This window comes from Microtetraspora sp. AC03309 (assembly GCF_020826795.1).
Taxonomy (GTDB): Bacteria; Actinomycetota; Actinomycetes; order Streptosporangiales; family Streptosporangiaceae; genus Microtetraspora; species Microtetraspora glauca.
Genome location: NZ_JADDIL010000068.1, coordinates 1 through 14,452, shown reverse-complemented (window position 1 = coordinate 14,452; position 14,452 = coordinate 1). Strand labels below are relative to the sequence as shown.

Sequence of the window (14,452 nt, the reverse complement as noted above, 5' to 3'; positions counted from 1 at the left end):
CACGGCGGCGACCGGGCGGCTGTTACGGGGCGGGCCGGGCCTTCCCGCGCGGCAGCCGTAGGCGCCCGAGGGTGATGGCGGCGGCGACGCAGGCGACGGGGACGGCGGGCAGCAGATAGCGGTAGTCGAACTCCGCCGTCGCGGCCGGGGCCAGGACGAGCCCCACCGCGCAGAGCCAGGGAAGCAGCACCGGGCCGCCCAGCCTGCGCCAGCGGACCGCCACGCCGTACAGGCCGGCCAGCAGGAGCAGCCCGAGCACGGTGCCGGGCAGCCGGACGACCTTCTGGTAGCCGATCATGATGTCCGACCACGGCTTCACCTCGCGGGTGGCGGCCGGACCGTTCTCGTACCGCTCGGCGTCCCTGTCTGTCTGGCCGAGATAGGACGTCCAGGCGGGCAGCTTCTGGGTGTAGTAGTTGCCGAACTGATACTGCAGGTACGTCTTGGCGTCAGGGAACAGCGGGCGCCCCCACCCGAAGGCGCGGAAGAAGTCCTTGCCCACGGCGGCCAGATAGTCGCCGGGCTGGGCGAGGACCGCCTTCTTCGCGAACGTGCTCGCGTTGGCGTTGATCTCCGGGGTGAACTTCATGCCCGAGCCGAACACGTGGAGCTGGTTCTGGTCGTCCCACCACAGGTACGCCTGGGCCGTCCGCCCACGCTCGGCGGGGGGTGTGTTGATGCACAGGAGGGCGAGCTCCAGCTCGTTGCGCTTGTCGAGGCCCATCTTGTGGCAGTCGGCGAACAGGGCGGTCCGCATGTACAGGATGACCCCGTCGCTGTTGGTCATCGCGAACTGCCCGTTGACCGCCTTGAACCACCCCATGTAGGCGATGACCGGAAGCGCGCAGGCCGCGACCATCGCGGAGATCGGCTTCCATCCGGCCCGCTTGACCAGCAGGTAGACCACGACCAGGGCGAGGATCGGAAGGCCGATGCTGCGCGTCAGCGCGGTCAGCGCGAGCAGGGAGCCGACCGCGGCTCCCATCCGCCACGACATCTTCCTGTGCCACAGGACGAGCGTGACGACCGCCACCACCAGCAGGGTGAACATCGAGTCCGACATGATCAGCTGTTCGAGCTGGATCTGGTAGGCGTCGAACAACACGGGCACGGCCGCGAGCGTGGCCCCCCAGCCGGGGAGGCCGAATTTCTTCGTCAGAAGTAGGTAGATAAGTACGGCCGCCGCCAGACCCATCACATGCTGGGTGAAGACGACGAACGCGAAACTGTGCACCGGCTTGAGCAGGAGCAGCCAGAAGCCGTAGCCGTCCGGGCGGATCGGGTGCGGCCGCGGGTGCAACGCCACGGAGACGTAGTCGTAGGAGTCGTTGAACCACATGGCGGGGCCGAACCCCAGCATGGTGACGACCCGCACGATCGCCGCCAGGCCGAGGGCCACGGTGAAGACCCGGTGGCGGCCGAGCACCGCGAGAAGGCGCTTCCACCTGTTATCAGGGGGGGCGTCTAATGCCGAAGGCTCCGCAACCGCGACCATGGTTACAGAATGCCAGCCGTTTCGGTGACTTGCCCCGGGCACCTCCGGGCAGAGGGCATCATGGTTGACTACTTAGGGCGATCACAAATGTAGACGAAGGGTTGCGACGTGGAACTGACCGTAGTCATGCCCTGCCTCAATGAGGCCGAGACCGTCGAGACGTGTGTCCGCAAAGCACTTGCTTGCATGCGAGAGAACGGCATCGACGGCGAAGTGGTGATCGCCGACAACGGGAGTACCGACGGGTCGCAGCAACTCGCCCGCGACGCCGGGGCGCGTGTGGTCCACATTGACGCCAAGGGGTACGGCAACGCCCTCATCGGAGGCATCCGGGCCGCCCGTGGCAAGTACGTGATCATGGGCGATGCCGACGACTCGTACGATTTCACCAACCTGATGCCCTTCGTGGAGGAGTTGCGGGCCGGCGGTGAGCTGGTGATGGGCAACCGGTTCCGGGGCGGGATCGCCCCCGGCGCCATGCCCCCGCTGCACCGCTACCTCGGCAACCCGGTCCTGTCCTTCGTCGGGCGGCTGTTCTTCCCGAGCGCCATCGGCGACTTCCACTGCGGGCTGCGCGGGTTCCGCCGGGACTCGATCCTCCGGCTCGGCCTGCAGACCGGCGGCATGGAGTTCGCCTCCGAGATGGTGGTCAAGGCCACGCTCCAGGGCCTCGACGTCCGCGAGGTGCCCACGACGCTGTCGCCCGACGGCCGCTCCCGCCCGCCCCACCTGCGCTCCTGGCGGGACGGCTGGCGCCACCTGCGCTTCCTGCTTCTGTACAGCCCGCGGTGGTTGTTCTTCATCCCCGGCCTGGTGCTCACCGCCATCGGCCTGATCATGGGCGCCGCACTGACCTTCGGCCCCGTCTACATCGGCAAGCTCGCCTTCGACGTCGACACCCTGGTCGGGGCGTCCGCCATGGTGGTGATCGGCTTCCAGGCGGTGCTGTTCGCCCTGTTCACCAAGGTGTACGCCGCGGAGGAGGGCTTCCTCCCCGAGGACAGGCGCGTACGCAAGCTCGTGGACATCGTCTCCCTGGAGAAGGGCCTCGTCGCGGGTGGCCTGCTCGCCCTCGGCGGTCTCGTCGGCCTGGTGGCCTCGCTGGCCCACTGGGGCGGCAGGGGCTTCGGCGAGCTGATCCCGGCCGAGTCACTGCGCCTCGTCGTGCCGTCGGCGACCGCGTTCGTCATGAGCTTCCAGACCATCTTCGCGTCGCTGTTCATCAGCATCCTCGGCATCCGCCGCTCGAAGGAGACCCCGGCCGACATCGCCGCGTCCGCCGCGGAGGAGGCCGCCGAGGCCGTCACCCGCGAGTCCAGCGCCGAGAAGACCGCCGAGAAGATCGCGGAGAAGATCTCGGAGAAGACCGTCGAAGCCCCGGAGGCCGTGGAGTCCGGTACCGCGCGGAGCCTGTCGCCGGAGCTGTGACCGAAGCTGTAATCGGAGCTGTAATCGGTTCGAGACGCTGTGCGCGGGGCTCTAGTCTTGGAACCATGTCCCAGCACATCTTGACCGCCGTCGCGTGGCCCTACGCCAACGGCCCCCGCCACATCGGGCACGTCTCAGGTTTCGGCGTGCCGTCCGACGTCTTCAGCCGCTACCAGCGGATGGCGGGCAACAAGGTGCTGATGGTCTCAGGCACGGACGAGCACGGCACGCCCATCCAGGTCCAGGCCGACAAGGAGGGGTTGACCGCCCGCCAGCTCGCCGACCGCTACAACCGCGTGATCGCCGAGGACCTGACCGGCCTGGGCCTCTCCTATGACCTGTTCACCCGGACCACCACGGACAACCACTACGCCGTGGCCCAGGAGATCTTCCTCGGCCTGCACAAGAACGGCTACATCTTCCCCCGCACGACGATGGGGGCGATCTCGCCTTCCACCGGTCGTACCCTGCCCGACCGCTACATCGAGGGCACCTGCCCCATCTGCGGCTACGACGGGGCGCGCGGCGACCAGTGCGACAACTGCGGCAACCAGCTCGACCCGATCGACCTGATCAACCCGAAGTCCCGCATCAACGGCGAGACGCCCGCGTTCATCGAGACCGAGCACTTCATGCTCGACCTCCCGGCGTTCGCCGACACGCTCGGCACCTGGCTGCAGTCCAAGCAGGGCGAGTGGCGACCCAACGTGCTGAAGTTCTCGCTCAACCTGCTCGGCGACCTGCAGCCGCGGGCGATCAGCCGCGACCTCGACTGGGGCGTGCCGATCCCGCTCGACGGCTGGCGTGACCGGAACGACAAGCGCCTCTACGTCTGGTTCGACGCGGTCATCGGCTATCTGTCGGCGTCCATCGAGTGGGCCAGGCGCAGCGGCGACCCGGACGCCTGGCGGCAGTGGTGGCAGAACCCCGACGCCCGTGCCTACTACTTCATGGGCAAGGACAACATCGTCTTCCACTCCGAGATCTGGCCGGCCATGCTGCTCGGCTACAACGGCGAGGGCGCGCGGAACGGCACGCCCGGGTCGCTCGGGAAGCTGGCCCTGCCGTCCGAGGTGGTGTCGAGCGAGTTCCTGACGATGGAGGGCCGCAAGTTCTCCTCCTCCCGCCAGATCGTGATCTACGTACGCGACTTCCTGGAGCGCTACTCGGCCGACGCGCTGCGCTACTACATCGCCGTCGCCGGACCGGAGAACCAGGACACCGACTTCACCTGGTCGGAGTTCGTCAACCGCAACAACGGCGAGCTGGTGGCCGCCTGGGGCAACCTGGTCAACCGGTCGATCTCGATGGCCGCCAAGAACTTCGGCGCCATCCCCGAGGCGGGCGACCTCACCGACGCCGACCGCGCCATGCTGGCGCTGTCCAGGAACGCCTTCCCCAAGGTCGGCGCCGAGCTGGGCCGCTCCCGGTTCAAGAACGCCGTGACCGAGGCGTTCGACGTCGTCCGCGAGGCCAACAGGTACCTCGCCGACCAGGAGCCCTGGAAGATCAAGGACGATCCCGACCGGCAGAAGTCCATCCTGCACGTCGCGCTGCAGGTCGTGGACGACGCCAAGACGCTGCTCACACCGTTCCTGCCCACCTCGTCCAACAAGATCTTCGAGATGCTCGGCGGTGAGGGCGTCTGGACCGGCATGCCGGAGATCCGCGAGGTGAACGAGAACGGCGGCGCGGACTATCCCGTGATCACCGGCTCGTACGACGGCGCCGCGCGTTGGGAGCACCGCCCCATCCGGGCCGGTGTCCCGCTCGCTCCCCCGACCCCGCTCTTCACCAAGCTCGACCCCAAGGTCGTCGACGAAGAGCTGGCCCGCCTCGGCGACTGATCAGGCAGGAGGTCTGGCGGAAATGTCCCGGGAACTTCCCGTGATGCCCGAGCCGCTGCCCGCCGAGGTGTTCGACAGCCACTGTCACCTCGACATCATGGTGGGCGACCGCAAGGCGTCATCGGGTGATCCGGTCGCGCTCGCCGCGCAGGCGGCGGGCGCGTCGGTCGAGGCCATCCTGGCCGACGCCCGCCTGGTCGGCGTGGCCCGGCTGGTGACCATCGGATACGACCTGCGCTCGTCCCGGTGGAACGCCGAGGTCGCCAGGGACCACGACGACGTCTACGCGGGTGTGGCCATTCACCCCAACGAGGCCCACGCGGCCACGCCCGAGGTGCTGGCCGAGATCGAGGAACTGGCGCGGCAGCCGTACGTGCGGGCCGTGGGGGAGACCGGGCTCGACTACTTCCGGGACTGGGCCTCCCGCGACGACCAGCACGCGAGTTTCCGGGCGCACATCGAGATCGCCAAGCGGACCGGCAAGGCGCTGGTCATCCATGACCGCGACGCCCACGACGACGTGCTCGCCGTCCTCGCGGACCAGGGCGCACCGGACGTCGTGGTCTTCCACAGTTACTCCGGCGACGCCGAGATGGCCAAGAAATGCGCCGATGCCGGATATTTCATGTCATTCTCCGGGCCGGTGACGTACAAGAACGCGGGATATCTCCGCGAGGCGGCACGGGTGGCCCCCGCCGAGCTCATGCTCGTGGAGACCGACGCGCCCTACCTCCCGCCGACCCCGCACCGGGGCAAGCCGAACGCGCCCTACCTGATCCCGCTGACCCTGCGCTGCCTGGCCGAGGTCAAGGGCACGGACGTCGCCGAACTCGCCGCGACCATCATGGCCAACGGCGAGACCGTCTTCGGAGCCTGGTGAGCCCGCTCCGCCACCCCATGAGCCCGCGCGCGGGCGAGCCGGACGGCAAGAGGACATGCTCCGATGCCGGACACTGGATGCCATGAGTTTGCTCGGGCCTGTCGAAGTGCGCGCGCTCGCGGAGAAGCTGGGCATCCGGCCGACCAAGAAGCTCGGGCAGAACTTCGTCATCGACGGCGGCACCGTCCGCCGCATCGTCAGGGTCGCCGAGGTGACCCTGGATGACGTGGTCATCGAGATCGGGCCCGGGCTCGGATCGCTCACGCTCGCCCTCCTCCCGGAGGTCGCCAGGGTCGTGGCGGTCGAGATCGACCCCGTGCTCGCGGCCCAGCTTCCCGTCACCGTCGCGGAGATGGACCCCGAGCACGCCGACCGGCTCTCCGTCGTCCACGCCGACGCGCTCAAGGTGACCCCGGACGACCTGCCCGACCTGCCCACGGCGTTGGTCGCCAACCTGCCGTACAACGTCTCCGTGCCCGTGCTGCTGCACCTGCTGGAGATCCTGCCGTCGCTGCGCCGGGGCCTCGTCATGGTCCAGTCCGAGGTCGCCGACCGGCTCGCCGCGCCCCCCGGATCGCGGATCTACGGCGTCCCGTCGGTCAAGGCCGCCTGGTACGCCGACGTGCGCCGCGCCGGACCCGTCGGCCGCAACGTCTTCTGGCCCGCGCCCAACGTCGACTCCGGCCTGGTCTCCCTCGTCCGCCGCGATCCTCCGGAGACGTCGGCCACCCGCGAGGAGGTCTTCGCGGTCGTGGACGCCGCCTTCGCCCAGCGCCGCAAGACCCTGCGCGCCGCCCTGGCCTCCTGGGCCGGTACGCCCGCCGCGGCGGAGCAGGCCCTGGTCCAGGCCGGCGTCCAGCCGTCCGCGCGGGGCGAGCAGCTCGGCGTCGCCGACTTCGCCCGGATCGCGGAGAACCGTCCCCGTCACTAGTGCCCGGCGAGGATCGGCGGGACGGGCACTAGGCTCGGCGCCGTGACTGCTTCCCAGAGGGCGACGGCGCGCGTGACCGTGCGGGTCCCGGCAAAGGTCAACCTGCAACTGGCCGTCGGACCGCTGCGCGACGACGGTTACCACGACCTGGTGAACGTGTTCCACGCCGTCTCGCTGTTCGACGAGCTGACGGCCACGGAACCCGGAGCGGCCGGAACGTTCACCGTGGGTGTCGAGGGTGAGTCCGCCGCCCACGTGCCCGCCGACGGCACCAACCTCGCCGTACGCGCCGCCGAGGCCCTCGCCAAGCACGCCGGGCAGGCCGCGCCCGACGGGCACCCGTACGGCGCCGCCCTGCTGATCCGCAAGGCCATCCCGGTCGCGGGCGGCATGGCGGGCGGCAGCGCGGACGCGGCGGCCGCCCTCGTCGCCTGTGACGCGCTCTGGGGGCTCGGGCTGTCCCTCGGGGAGCTCATGGAGATCGGCGCCGGCATCGGCAGCGACGTGCCGTTCGCGCTCCTCGGCGGCACGGCCGTCGGCACCGGCCGAGGCGAGCGGCTGACCCCCGTCCCGGTCACCGGCTCCTTCCACTGGGTGTTCGCCCTCGCCGACGGCGGCCTGTCCACTCCGCAGGTGTACGGCGAGTGCGACCGCCTCCGCGCGACGGCGGGCGACGAGGTCGCCTGGCCGTCCGCGAGCGAGCCGCTCATGGCAGCCCTGCGCGACGGCGACGCCCGGGAGCTCGGCGCCGCCCTGGTCAACGACCTGCAACCGGCCGCGCTCGCCCTCCGCCCGTCGCTGGCGCGAACCCTCGACGCGGGGCGGGACGCCGGGGCGCTCGGCGCGATCGTCTCCGGATCGGGCCCCACGTGCGCCTTCCTGGCCGGATCCGCCGAGCACGCCCGGGAGTTGTCGGCCGCGCTGGCCGGGACGGGCGCCTGCCGTGCCGCCGTGACAGCCGAGGGCCCCGTCCCCGGCGCCGAGATCGTCTCGTAGGCGGATCGCGCCGGGAGGGGCATCGCGAGGGGATGCCGAGGGGATGGCGAGCGTCGGCGGCTGCCTGCGCCCACCCGTTCCGTTCGGCCTGAGCGTCAGCCGTCCGGCTCGGCTGTACGACGGCTTTGCGGGAATCGGTAGGCTGGGCAGGCGATGAATCTGGTCAACCTTGAATCCGTGTCCCATGCCTTCGGGCCCAAGCCGTTGCTCACCGGCGTCACCCTCGGGATCGAGCAGGGCGACCGCATCGGCGTCGTCGGCCGCAACGGCGGCGGCAAGTCCACGCTGATCTCCATCATCGCCGGAGAGCTGAAACCCGACAGTGGGCGGGTCACCCACAATCGCGGCCTGCGGGTCGGGCTCCTGTCCCAGCGTGACGACTTCGATCCCGCGACGCCCGTGCACGACCTGGTGCTCTCGGGCCGGGCCGAGCACGAGTGGGCCGGCGACGCGATGATCAGAGAGATCCTCGCCAACCTGCTCGGCGACATCGAGCTGTCGGCCCAGGCGGGCGCCCTGTCCGGTGGCGAGCGACGGCGGACCGCCCTCGCCAAGCTGCTCATCGACGACCATGACCTGATCATCCTCGACGAGCCGACCAACCACCTGGACATCGAGGCCATCGCCTGGCTCGCCGGGCACCTCGCGCAGCGCAAGAGCGCCCTGCTCGTGGTCACCCACGACCGGTGGTTCCTCGACGCCGTCTCCACCAGGACGTGGGAGGTCGTGGACGCCTCCGTCGAGCGCTACGAGGGCGGATACGCCGCGTACGTCCTGGCCAAGGCCGAGCGGGCGCGCATCGCCCAGGCCGCGGAGGACCGCCGCCAGAACCTCATGCGCAAGGAGATCGCCTGGCTGCGGCGCGGCCCGCCCGCCCGGACGTCCAAGCCCAAGTTCCGCATCAACGCCGCCGAGGCGCTGATCGCCGACGAGCCGCCCGCGCGGGAGACCGTCGAGCTGCTCAAGTTCGCCTCCGCCCGGCTCGGGAGGACGGTCTACGACCTGGAGGACGTGACCCTGCACGCCGGAGGCCCCGGCGCGGGCCCGGTCGTGCTCGACCACGCCACCTTCCAGTTCGGCCCCGGCGACCGGATCGGCCTGATCGGCGTCAACGGCTCCGGCAAGTCGTCGGTGCTGCGGCTGCTGTCGAGCACGGTCGCGCCCGACTCCGGCCGCGTGGTGCGCGGCAAGACGGTACGGCTCGCGCACCTGTCCCAGGAGCTGGCCGAACTCGACCCGTCCCGGCGGGTGCTGGAGACCGTCGAGGAGATCCGCAAGTACATCCAGGTCGGCAAGAAGGAGTGGTCGGCCTCCCAGCTCCTGGAGCGCCTCGGCTTCAAGGGCGAGGCCCAATGGAAGGTCGTCGGCGACCTGTCCGGCGGCGAGCGCCGCCGCCTCCAGCTGCTGAGGCTGATCATGGACGAGCCGAACGTGCTGCTCCTCGACGAGCCGACCAACGACCTCGACATCGAGACGCTCACCGAGCTGGAAGACCTCCTCGACGGCTGGCCGGGCACGCTGGTCGTGGTCAGCCACGACCGCTACTTCCTGGAGAGGGTGTCCGACCGGTGCGTCGCGCTGCTCGGCGACGGCAGGCTCTCCATGCTGCCCGGTGGCGTCGACGAGTACCTCTCGCGCCGCGCGGCCGGTGGGGCCCTGTCCGCCCGAGCGGCGTCCGCCGGTGCGGCCTCGGCCGCCGGGGCCCGTGCCGTACCGGCCGGGCAGGCGGGCCTGAGCGGGCAGGCCGCGCAACCCGCGCAGGCGGGGGCCGGGGCGGCCGCGGACGCGGGGCAGGGCGCGCCGAGCGGCCTGTCGGCCAAGGAACAGCGCGAGCTGCAGAAGGAGCTCGGCCGTCTGGAGCGTCAGCTCGACCGGCTGGGCGAGCGCGAGGCGAAGCTCCACACCCAGATGGCCGACGCCGCGAGCGACTTCGAGCGTCTCGGAACGCTGGACGCCGAGCTGCGCGAGATCACCGCGCAGAAGGAGTCGGTCGAGCTCGAATGGCTCGATCTCGCCGCCCGCCTTGACGCCTGACGTCCGGACGGCCTTGAGGTCTGACGGCCTCGGGGTACGTCGCGGAGGCGGGGTCGCGGGACTTCAGCCGTCTCCTAAGGGGCGCTCCCGTGGATCAGTGATGCGATGTCGGCGAACAGCCGGTCATGGGCGGCGGCCGCCTCAGGGGAGGTCAGGTCCATGTTCTGGATGAACCCGTGCACCAGGCCGGCCTCCTGCCGGTGCACGACCCGCGCGCCTTCCTGGGCGAGCCGCCGGGCATAGGCGTCGCCTTCATCGCGCAGTGCGTCGTGCTCGGCGGTCACGATGAGCGCGTCCGGCATGCCGTACAGATCCGGCACCAGCAGCGGGCTCGCCTGGGCACGCACGGCGGGGTCGGGTGTCCATCGCGTGACGGCCCAGGCGAGGAAGTCGGCGTCCAGCCCGTGGCCGGACCCCTTCTCCTCGACGCTGGCCTGCGACAACGTCAGGTCCGTGTTAGGACAGATCAGGATCTGTACGGCAGGCAGCGGCTCTCCGGCGTCTCTCAGCCGCATGCAGGCCATGGTCGCCAGATAGCCGCCCGCGCTGTCGCCGGCCACCGCCACCGGCTTGGCCCGGCGCACCACCTCCACCACGTCCTCGATGGCCGCGGGATACGGATGTTCGGGCGCCAGCCGATAGTCCACGGCCAGGACCTCCACGTCGCAGGCGTCGGCGATGCGCCGACACGTCCTGTCGTGAGTGTCCAGATTCCCGATCACCCATGCGCCACCGTGCACGAACACCAACAGCGGCCGCTCGTCATCCGTTGGCCGGTAATGGCGCAACGCCAGCCCGTTCGGCCCTTCGAGATCTGTCACATGGGCCAGCGCGGGCCCTTTGGGGCGCGCGCCGGCCCGCAGACGTATCCCGTCGCGCAGCTCTGACAGGTTGGGAACGGTCATGACAGAAGATTCTCATTCGTTGATCGGTCAGTGATCGGGCAGGCTGCGGTGCACCCGGGTTGACAGCCGTTCCGGCTGGTCAGGCGGCTGGGCGTCGGCCACCGGATCGGTGCGCATGTCGTCGGCGAACGGTGCCTGGGCACGGCAGTGCTGAATTCGTTCGGCGGCGGCTTCAGGCCCTGGCGTCGGTCCAGGCCGTGCTGGTGAGGAAGTAGGTGTCGTAGAGCTCCTGCACCTCCAGGAGGCTCTCGGGTGGCACCTTCCCGTACGCGATGCGCTCCAGGTGCCGGAAGTACTCGAACCGTTCGACGCCGGGGGTGATGACGATGAGGATGTCGGCGTCCTCTCCCGGTGCGGCGGCGAAGGCGTGTGCGAGACCGGGGGGCACGATGACCAGGTCGCCGCGTTCGGCGGTCACGACCTGCTCGCCGGACAGCAGTTGGGCGGTGCCGTCCAGCATGTAGAACAACTCGGCAGAGTTGGCGTGGTGGTGCGGTCTGGCGCCGTCCGCGCCGTCGGTCAGGCTGACCCGCTGGGTCGAAAGCGCGCCGCCGGTCGAGCTGCTGTCGGCCAGCAGCCGGATGGTGGTCGGGGCCCGGCCGATCACTTCGGCCTCCGCGGAGCGGACGATAACGGACTCGTTGAAGTCCGGCATGACCAGGGACATCCGCATGACTCCTTTGGGGGATGGGTTCTTACGGTCAGACGGCGAACAGCAGGCGGCGCTGAGCGGGAACGAACCTAGCATAGCTCCGACAGGAATACTAGCGATGCTAGACTAGGGTCATGTCGATTCAGGCGCGCCGGCAGCGCGAGCGGGCCGAGCGGGAACGGTTGATCATCACAACGGCCCGGGAGCTGGCCGAGGCCGAGGGCTGGGAGGCGGTGACGACCCGGCGCCTGGCCGAACGGGTCGAGTACAGCCAGCCCGTGCTCTACAGCCATTTCAAGAGCATGGACGCCATCATGGCCGCGGTCGCGGTGGAGGGCTTCGCCGACCTGGCCGCCGAGCTGCGCGCGGCCCGTGCGGCGGCGGCGGATCCCCGAAAGGCCCTCGCCGACGTCAGCGCCGCCTACGCCGCGTTCGCCGACCGGCGACCCGCGCTGTACGACGCCATGTTCAGCCGGGCCGTCGACCTGCCGTTCGCCACCCCCGAAGCACCGGCCGCACTGCACGCGGCCTTCGGCGAGCTGAGCGAGGCCATACGACCACAGGCCGGTGACGACGACCTGGGCCTGCTCACCGAGACCTTCTGGAGCGGCCTGCACGGACTGATGACGCTCATGCGTGGTGGCAGACTCCCGCGCGAGGACCACGACCGGCGGCTGACCCTCCTGATCAGCCGCTTCTCGCGCTGACGCACGGGCCCACCCGCGCCGGCTGTTCGACGTCGGCTACAACTCACCCCCGGCGGTGACGGCCGGCCACACCGCCTCAGGACGCGAAGCCTCCGGACACGAAAAAGGGACCCGGCTGGATGCCGGGCCCCTTCGTCGTCGCGGAAGGGCTGAGTTTTACCTCAGCTCAGATCGCTGATCGGTGATCAGACGATCTTGCCGGACCAGAGGTTGGCCGCGGCCTTGTAGACGCCGTACAGCTCGCCGTCGAAGTACGGGGAGACGCTGGTGTCGATGCGGTTGTTCTTGTCGGTGTCGGCCAGACCGATGGTGACACCGTTCAGGTAGCCGAGACGACGGTCGCTCTTGTAGTTGAGCAGCCAGGACGAACCGATCGAGCCCTCGCCGGTGAAGGAGGACTTGACGCCGACGAGCTCCTCGCCCTTGATCGCGGCAGCGGAGGCGGCGAAGGTCTTGCCGTAGCTCCACTTGAGGGTCTTGCCGGTGTAGGCGTAGTTGCCGTCGGGGTGCGACCCGCTCGGGTAACCGAACACGAAGACCGGCTTGCCGATCTTCTGGTTGTAGGCCAGGCCCTGACCGCCGACGTTGTCGCCGAGGCGGCCGACGTCCTTGAGGCCGATGGACAGCTTCTTGCCCACGACCTGCCAGCCGTAGTACTTCGCCCAGAAGGTCCGCTTGAAGTACTTGTACTCGCGGCCGTGGTCGCCCTTGCGCTCGTCAGCCTGGTCCGGCGCGGTGCTCGGCGCGGTGCTGGGAGCGGTGCTGGGAGCGGTGCTCGGGTCGGTGCTCGGCGCGGTGCTCGGAGCCTCGTCCTGGCCACCGCGAGGCTTGCCGTCACCGGGCTTGCCGTCACCGGGCTTGCCACCGCCGGGCTTGCCGGGGCCCTCGCCGGGCTTGCCGTCGACCGCCTTGCGGAAGTACAGGGTCTTCCCGTCACGGCTGACGTACGCGTCCCTGTCGGAGCGGTACTCTTCCCGGCTGATCTCGACGGGGTCGCTGGCGCCCGTGCCGTCGGCCCAGGGGCCGTTGCCGGTGAGGTCCTTGTTCCGGTTCAGGCTCTGGAACTCCGACACGGTGACGGCGATCTGGTAGCCGTCGTTGTGGCCGTGGTCGCCACCGCGCTTGTCGTTCTTGTCATCGTGGTCGCGACCGTGACCGCCACCGTGGCCGCCATCGTGACCGCCACCGTGGCCGGGCTTGCCGGGCTTCGTCACGGGGACGACCCGGAGGTCCGACCAGCCGGTGGTCTTGTCGTTCTCGAGCCGGCGAAGCTCCTTCTCCGCCTCAGCGCGGGTCCGGAACACCTTCGAGACGTAGTGACGGTCGGCGCTCACACTCTCGGGCAGGACGCCGTTGTAGACGGTGACGAACGCGTAGTTGCGGTCGCCGTCCTCGTAGACGTCGTAGTCGTAGTGGGTGAAGGCCTGCTTGCCGACGTAGATGCCCCACGGGGTCTTGGCCTGGTAGTAGCCCGGGATGAAGACCCACTTGTCGAGCGTCGCGCTGTTCGACTCGGTGTCGTAGACGCAGTGCCCGGCCGTGGCGACCAGGTTGCGGTAGTTCGCCTGCACGGAGGTGGCGGTGCACCAGTGCGGCCTGCCGTCCCCGCCGATGAAGAACACCTTGCCGGTGGTCTTGGGCAGGTTGACGTTCTTGGACTTGGACGCCGCCTTCTTCTCGTCGCCGATGGCGGGCACGACACCGGGCTTCGTGTCGGCGGCGGGTCCGCCGGTCGACACGTGCTTGGCGACGACCTTGGTCTCGACGTCGTACGGCGTGGCGCCGATCAGGTTGGCCTTGTTCTCGCCGTACCAGAACGCGGCGATTTCCTGGGCGGCCAGGTTGGTGTTGGCCAGGACGACCGACGGGACAGTGTCGCCGGCGGCCTGGGCGGGAGCGGCCAGACCTGCGGCCAGCAGACCAGCGGTGGCGACGAGGCCACCGAAGGCGAGAGAGCGCTTCAAGGGTTTCTCCTTGGTCTGTCGTGGGGCGTCATCTGCGTCCCATGCGTCAGTAAAGGGTTGGTAAATAAGCTACCTAAGGGGTTGCTGTGAGGGAAGTCGATCGAAAAGCCGCAGATCGGTGGAACCGATAGCGATGGTCGCGACGTCCTAGTTATCCCGCCTGAGTTTTCGGCCTGTTTCTGCTGATCAAGACCCGAGTGGCCGACCGGCCGGTATGTCCACATGCTGGATCGGTCCAGCAGCTCGATGTGAGATGAATCACAGTTTGACCGAAAAAATCCCGATGCAAGATCATCACGCTTGAGTGATTCGTCTGTTTTCATCAGATTTGCGATGAAAACGAATGTAAAGACGTTTCAGTGCGCCGCCGAGGACCGGTCCGTGGAGGCTCAGGTTGTGTGCGGGCCGGTAAAGCCTTCGGCGTGCGGCGCCCGACCGCCTCATGGAGAGGGGTCGGCGGAGCGTCAACCCGGCTGGGCTGGGCTGGGCGGGGCTAGGCGGGGTGATGTGCGGTGAGCCCGCGGTCGCCGGGACCTTCGGACAAGGGGTGTGTCGTACGGCGGGAGAGCGGGGCGCGGAGGCGGGGGTTTGTGGAGGCCGGCGTAAGACCGTG

General features: G+C 69.5%; 11 protein-coding genes. 7 read left to right on the top strand and 4 right to left on the bottom strand.

Translation table 11 applies throughout. The annotated features are described in order from the left end of the window. Positions 1-22 precede the first annotated feature (22 nt). Complete coding sequence (locus tag IMZ11_RS31905) at positions 23-1,426, bottom strand: hypothetical protein (protein ID WP_228646134.1); 1,404 nt, start codon at positions 1,424-1,426, stop codon at positions 23-25. Between the two features lie 177 nt (positions 1,427-1,603). On the opposite strand from IMZ11_RS31905, the gene IMZ11_RS31900 reads away from it, so the two are divergent. The 6 genes from IMZ11_RS31900 (at position 1,604) to IMZ11_RS31875 (ending at position 9,611) form a co-directional block, all read left to right on the top strand. Next, positions 1,604-2,923, top strand: coding sequence for a glycosyltransferase (locus IMZ11_RS31900; RefSeq protein ID WP_228646133.1), 1,320 nt, complete (start codon positions 1,604-1,606; stop codon positions 2,921-2,923). A 65-nt stretch (positions 2,924-2,988) separates the two neighbouring features. Next, positions 2,989-4,770 (top strand): methionine--tRNA ligase, encoded by a 1,782-nt coding sequence (gene metG / locus IMZ11_RS31895; protein WP_228646132.1) that lies wholly within the window; start codon positions 2,989-2,991, stop codon positions 4,768-4,770. A gap of 22 nt (positions 4,771-4,792) precedes the next feature. Further along, a complete protein-coding gene (locus IMZ11_RS31890; protein ID WP_228646131.1) occupies positions 4,793-5,650 on the top strand; it encodes a TatD family hydrolase in 858 nt (285 codons plus the stop codon). A gap of 82 nt (positions 5,651-5,732) precedes the next feature. Continuing rightward, positions 5,733-6,581 carry a 16S rRNA (adenine(1518)-N(6)/adenine(1519)-N(6))-dimethyltransferase RsmA gene (rsmA, locus tag IMZ11_RS31885; protein WP_228646130.1) on the top strand — a complete coding sequence of 283 codons (849 nt, stop codon included), beginning with the start codon at positions 5,733-5,735 and terminating at the stop codon, positions 6,579-6,581. 42 nt (positions 6,582-6,623) lie between these two features. Then, positions 6,624-7,577 carry a 4-(cytidine 5'-diphospho)-2-C-methyl-D-erythritol kinase gene (locus IMZ11_RS31880; protein WP_228646129.1) on the top strand — a complete coding sequence of 318 codons (954 nt, stop codon included), beginning with the start codon at positions 6,624-6,626 and terminating at the stop codon, positions 7,575-7,577. A gap of 153 nt (positions 7,578-7,730) precedes the next feature. Beyond that, complete coding sequence (locus tag IMZ11_RS31875; RefSeq protein WP_228646128.1) at positions 7,731-9,611, top strand: ABC-F family ATP-binding cassette domain-containing protein; 1,881 nt, start codon at positions 7,731-7,733, stop codon at positions 9,609-9,611. Positions 9,612-9,685: 74 nt separating this feature from the next. On the opposite strand, the gene IMZ11_RS31870 is transcribed toward IMZ11_RS31875, so the two are convergent. Next, positions 9,686-10,516 carry an alpha/beta hydrolase gene (locus IMZ11_RS31870; protein WP_228646127.1) on the bottom strand — a complete coding sequence of 277 codons (831 nt, stop codon included), beginning with the start codon at positions 10,514-10,516 and terminating at the stop codon, positions 9,686-9,688. A gap of 172 nt (positions 10,517-10,688) precedes the next feature. Beyond that, entirely contained in the window at positions 10,689-11,189 is a 501-nt protein-coding gene (locus IMZ11_RS31865; protein WP_228646126.1) for a cupin domain-containing protein, read from the bottom strand. 113 nt (positions 11,190-11,302) lie between these two features. On the opposite strand from IMZ11_RS31865, the gene IMZ11_RS31860 reads away from it, so the two are divergent. Next, entirely contained in the window at positions 11,303-11,875 is a 573-nt protein-coding gene (locus tag IMZ11_RS31860; protein WP_228646125.1) for a TetR/AcrR family transcriptional regulator, read from the top strand. Positions 11,876-12,060: 185 nt separating this feature from the next. On the opposite strand, the gene IMZ11_RS31855 is transcribed toward IMZ11_RS31860, so the two are convergent. Then, positions 12,061-13,839 (bottom strand): serine protease, encoded by a 1,779-nt coding sequence (locus IMZ11_RS31855; RefSeq protein WP_228646124.1) that lies wholly within the window; start codon positions 13,837-13,839, stop codon positions 12,061-12,063. Positions 13,840-14,452: the final 613 nt, after the last annotated feature.

Coding starts and splice junctions, on each gene's coding strand:
- metG (WP_228646132.1), top strand. CDS start 2,989: ATGTCCCAGCACATCTTGACCGCCGTCGCGTGGCCCTACGCCAACGGC.
- IMZ11_RS31890 (WP_228646131.1), top strand. CDS start 4,793: ATGTCCCGGGAACTTCCCGTGATGCCCGAGCCGCTGCCCGCCGAGGTG.
- rsmA (WP_228646130.1), top strand. CDS start 5,733: ATGAGTTTGCTCGGGCCTGTCGAAGTGCGCGCGCTCGCGGAGAAGCTG.
- IMZ11_RS31875 (WP_228646128.1), top strand. CDS start 7,731: ATGAATCTGGTCAACCTTGAATCCGTGTCCCATGCCTTCGGGCCCAAG.
- IMZ11_RS31870 (WP_228646127.1), bottom strand. CDS start 10,516: ATGACCGTTCCCAACCTGTCAGAGCTGCGCGACGGGATACGTCTGCGG.
- IMZ11_RS31865 (WP_228646126.1), bottom strand. CDS start 11,189: ATGCGGATGTCCCTGGTCATGCCGGACTTCAACGAGTCCGTTATCGTC.
- IMZ11_RS31860 (WP_228646125.1), top strand. CDS start 11,303: ATGTCGATTCAGGCGCGCCGGCAGCGCGAGCGGGCCGAGCGGGAACGG.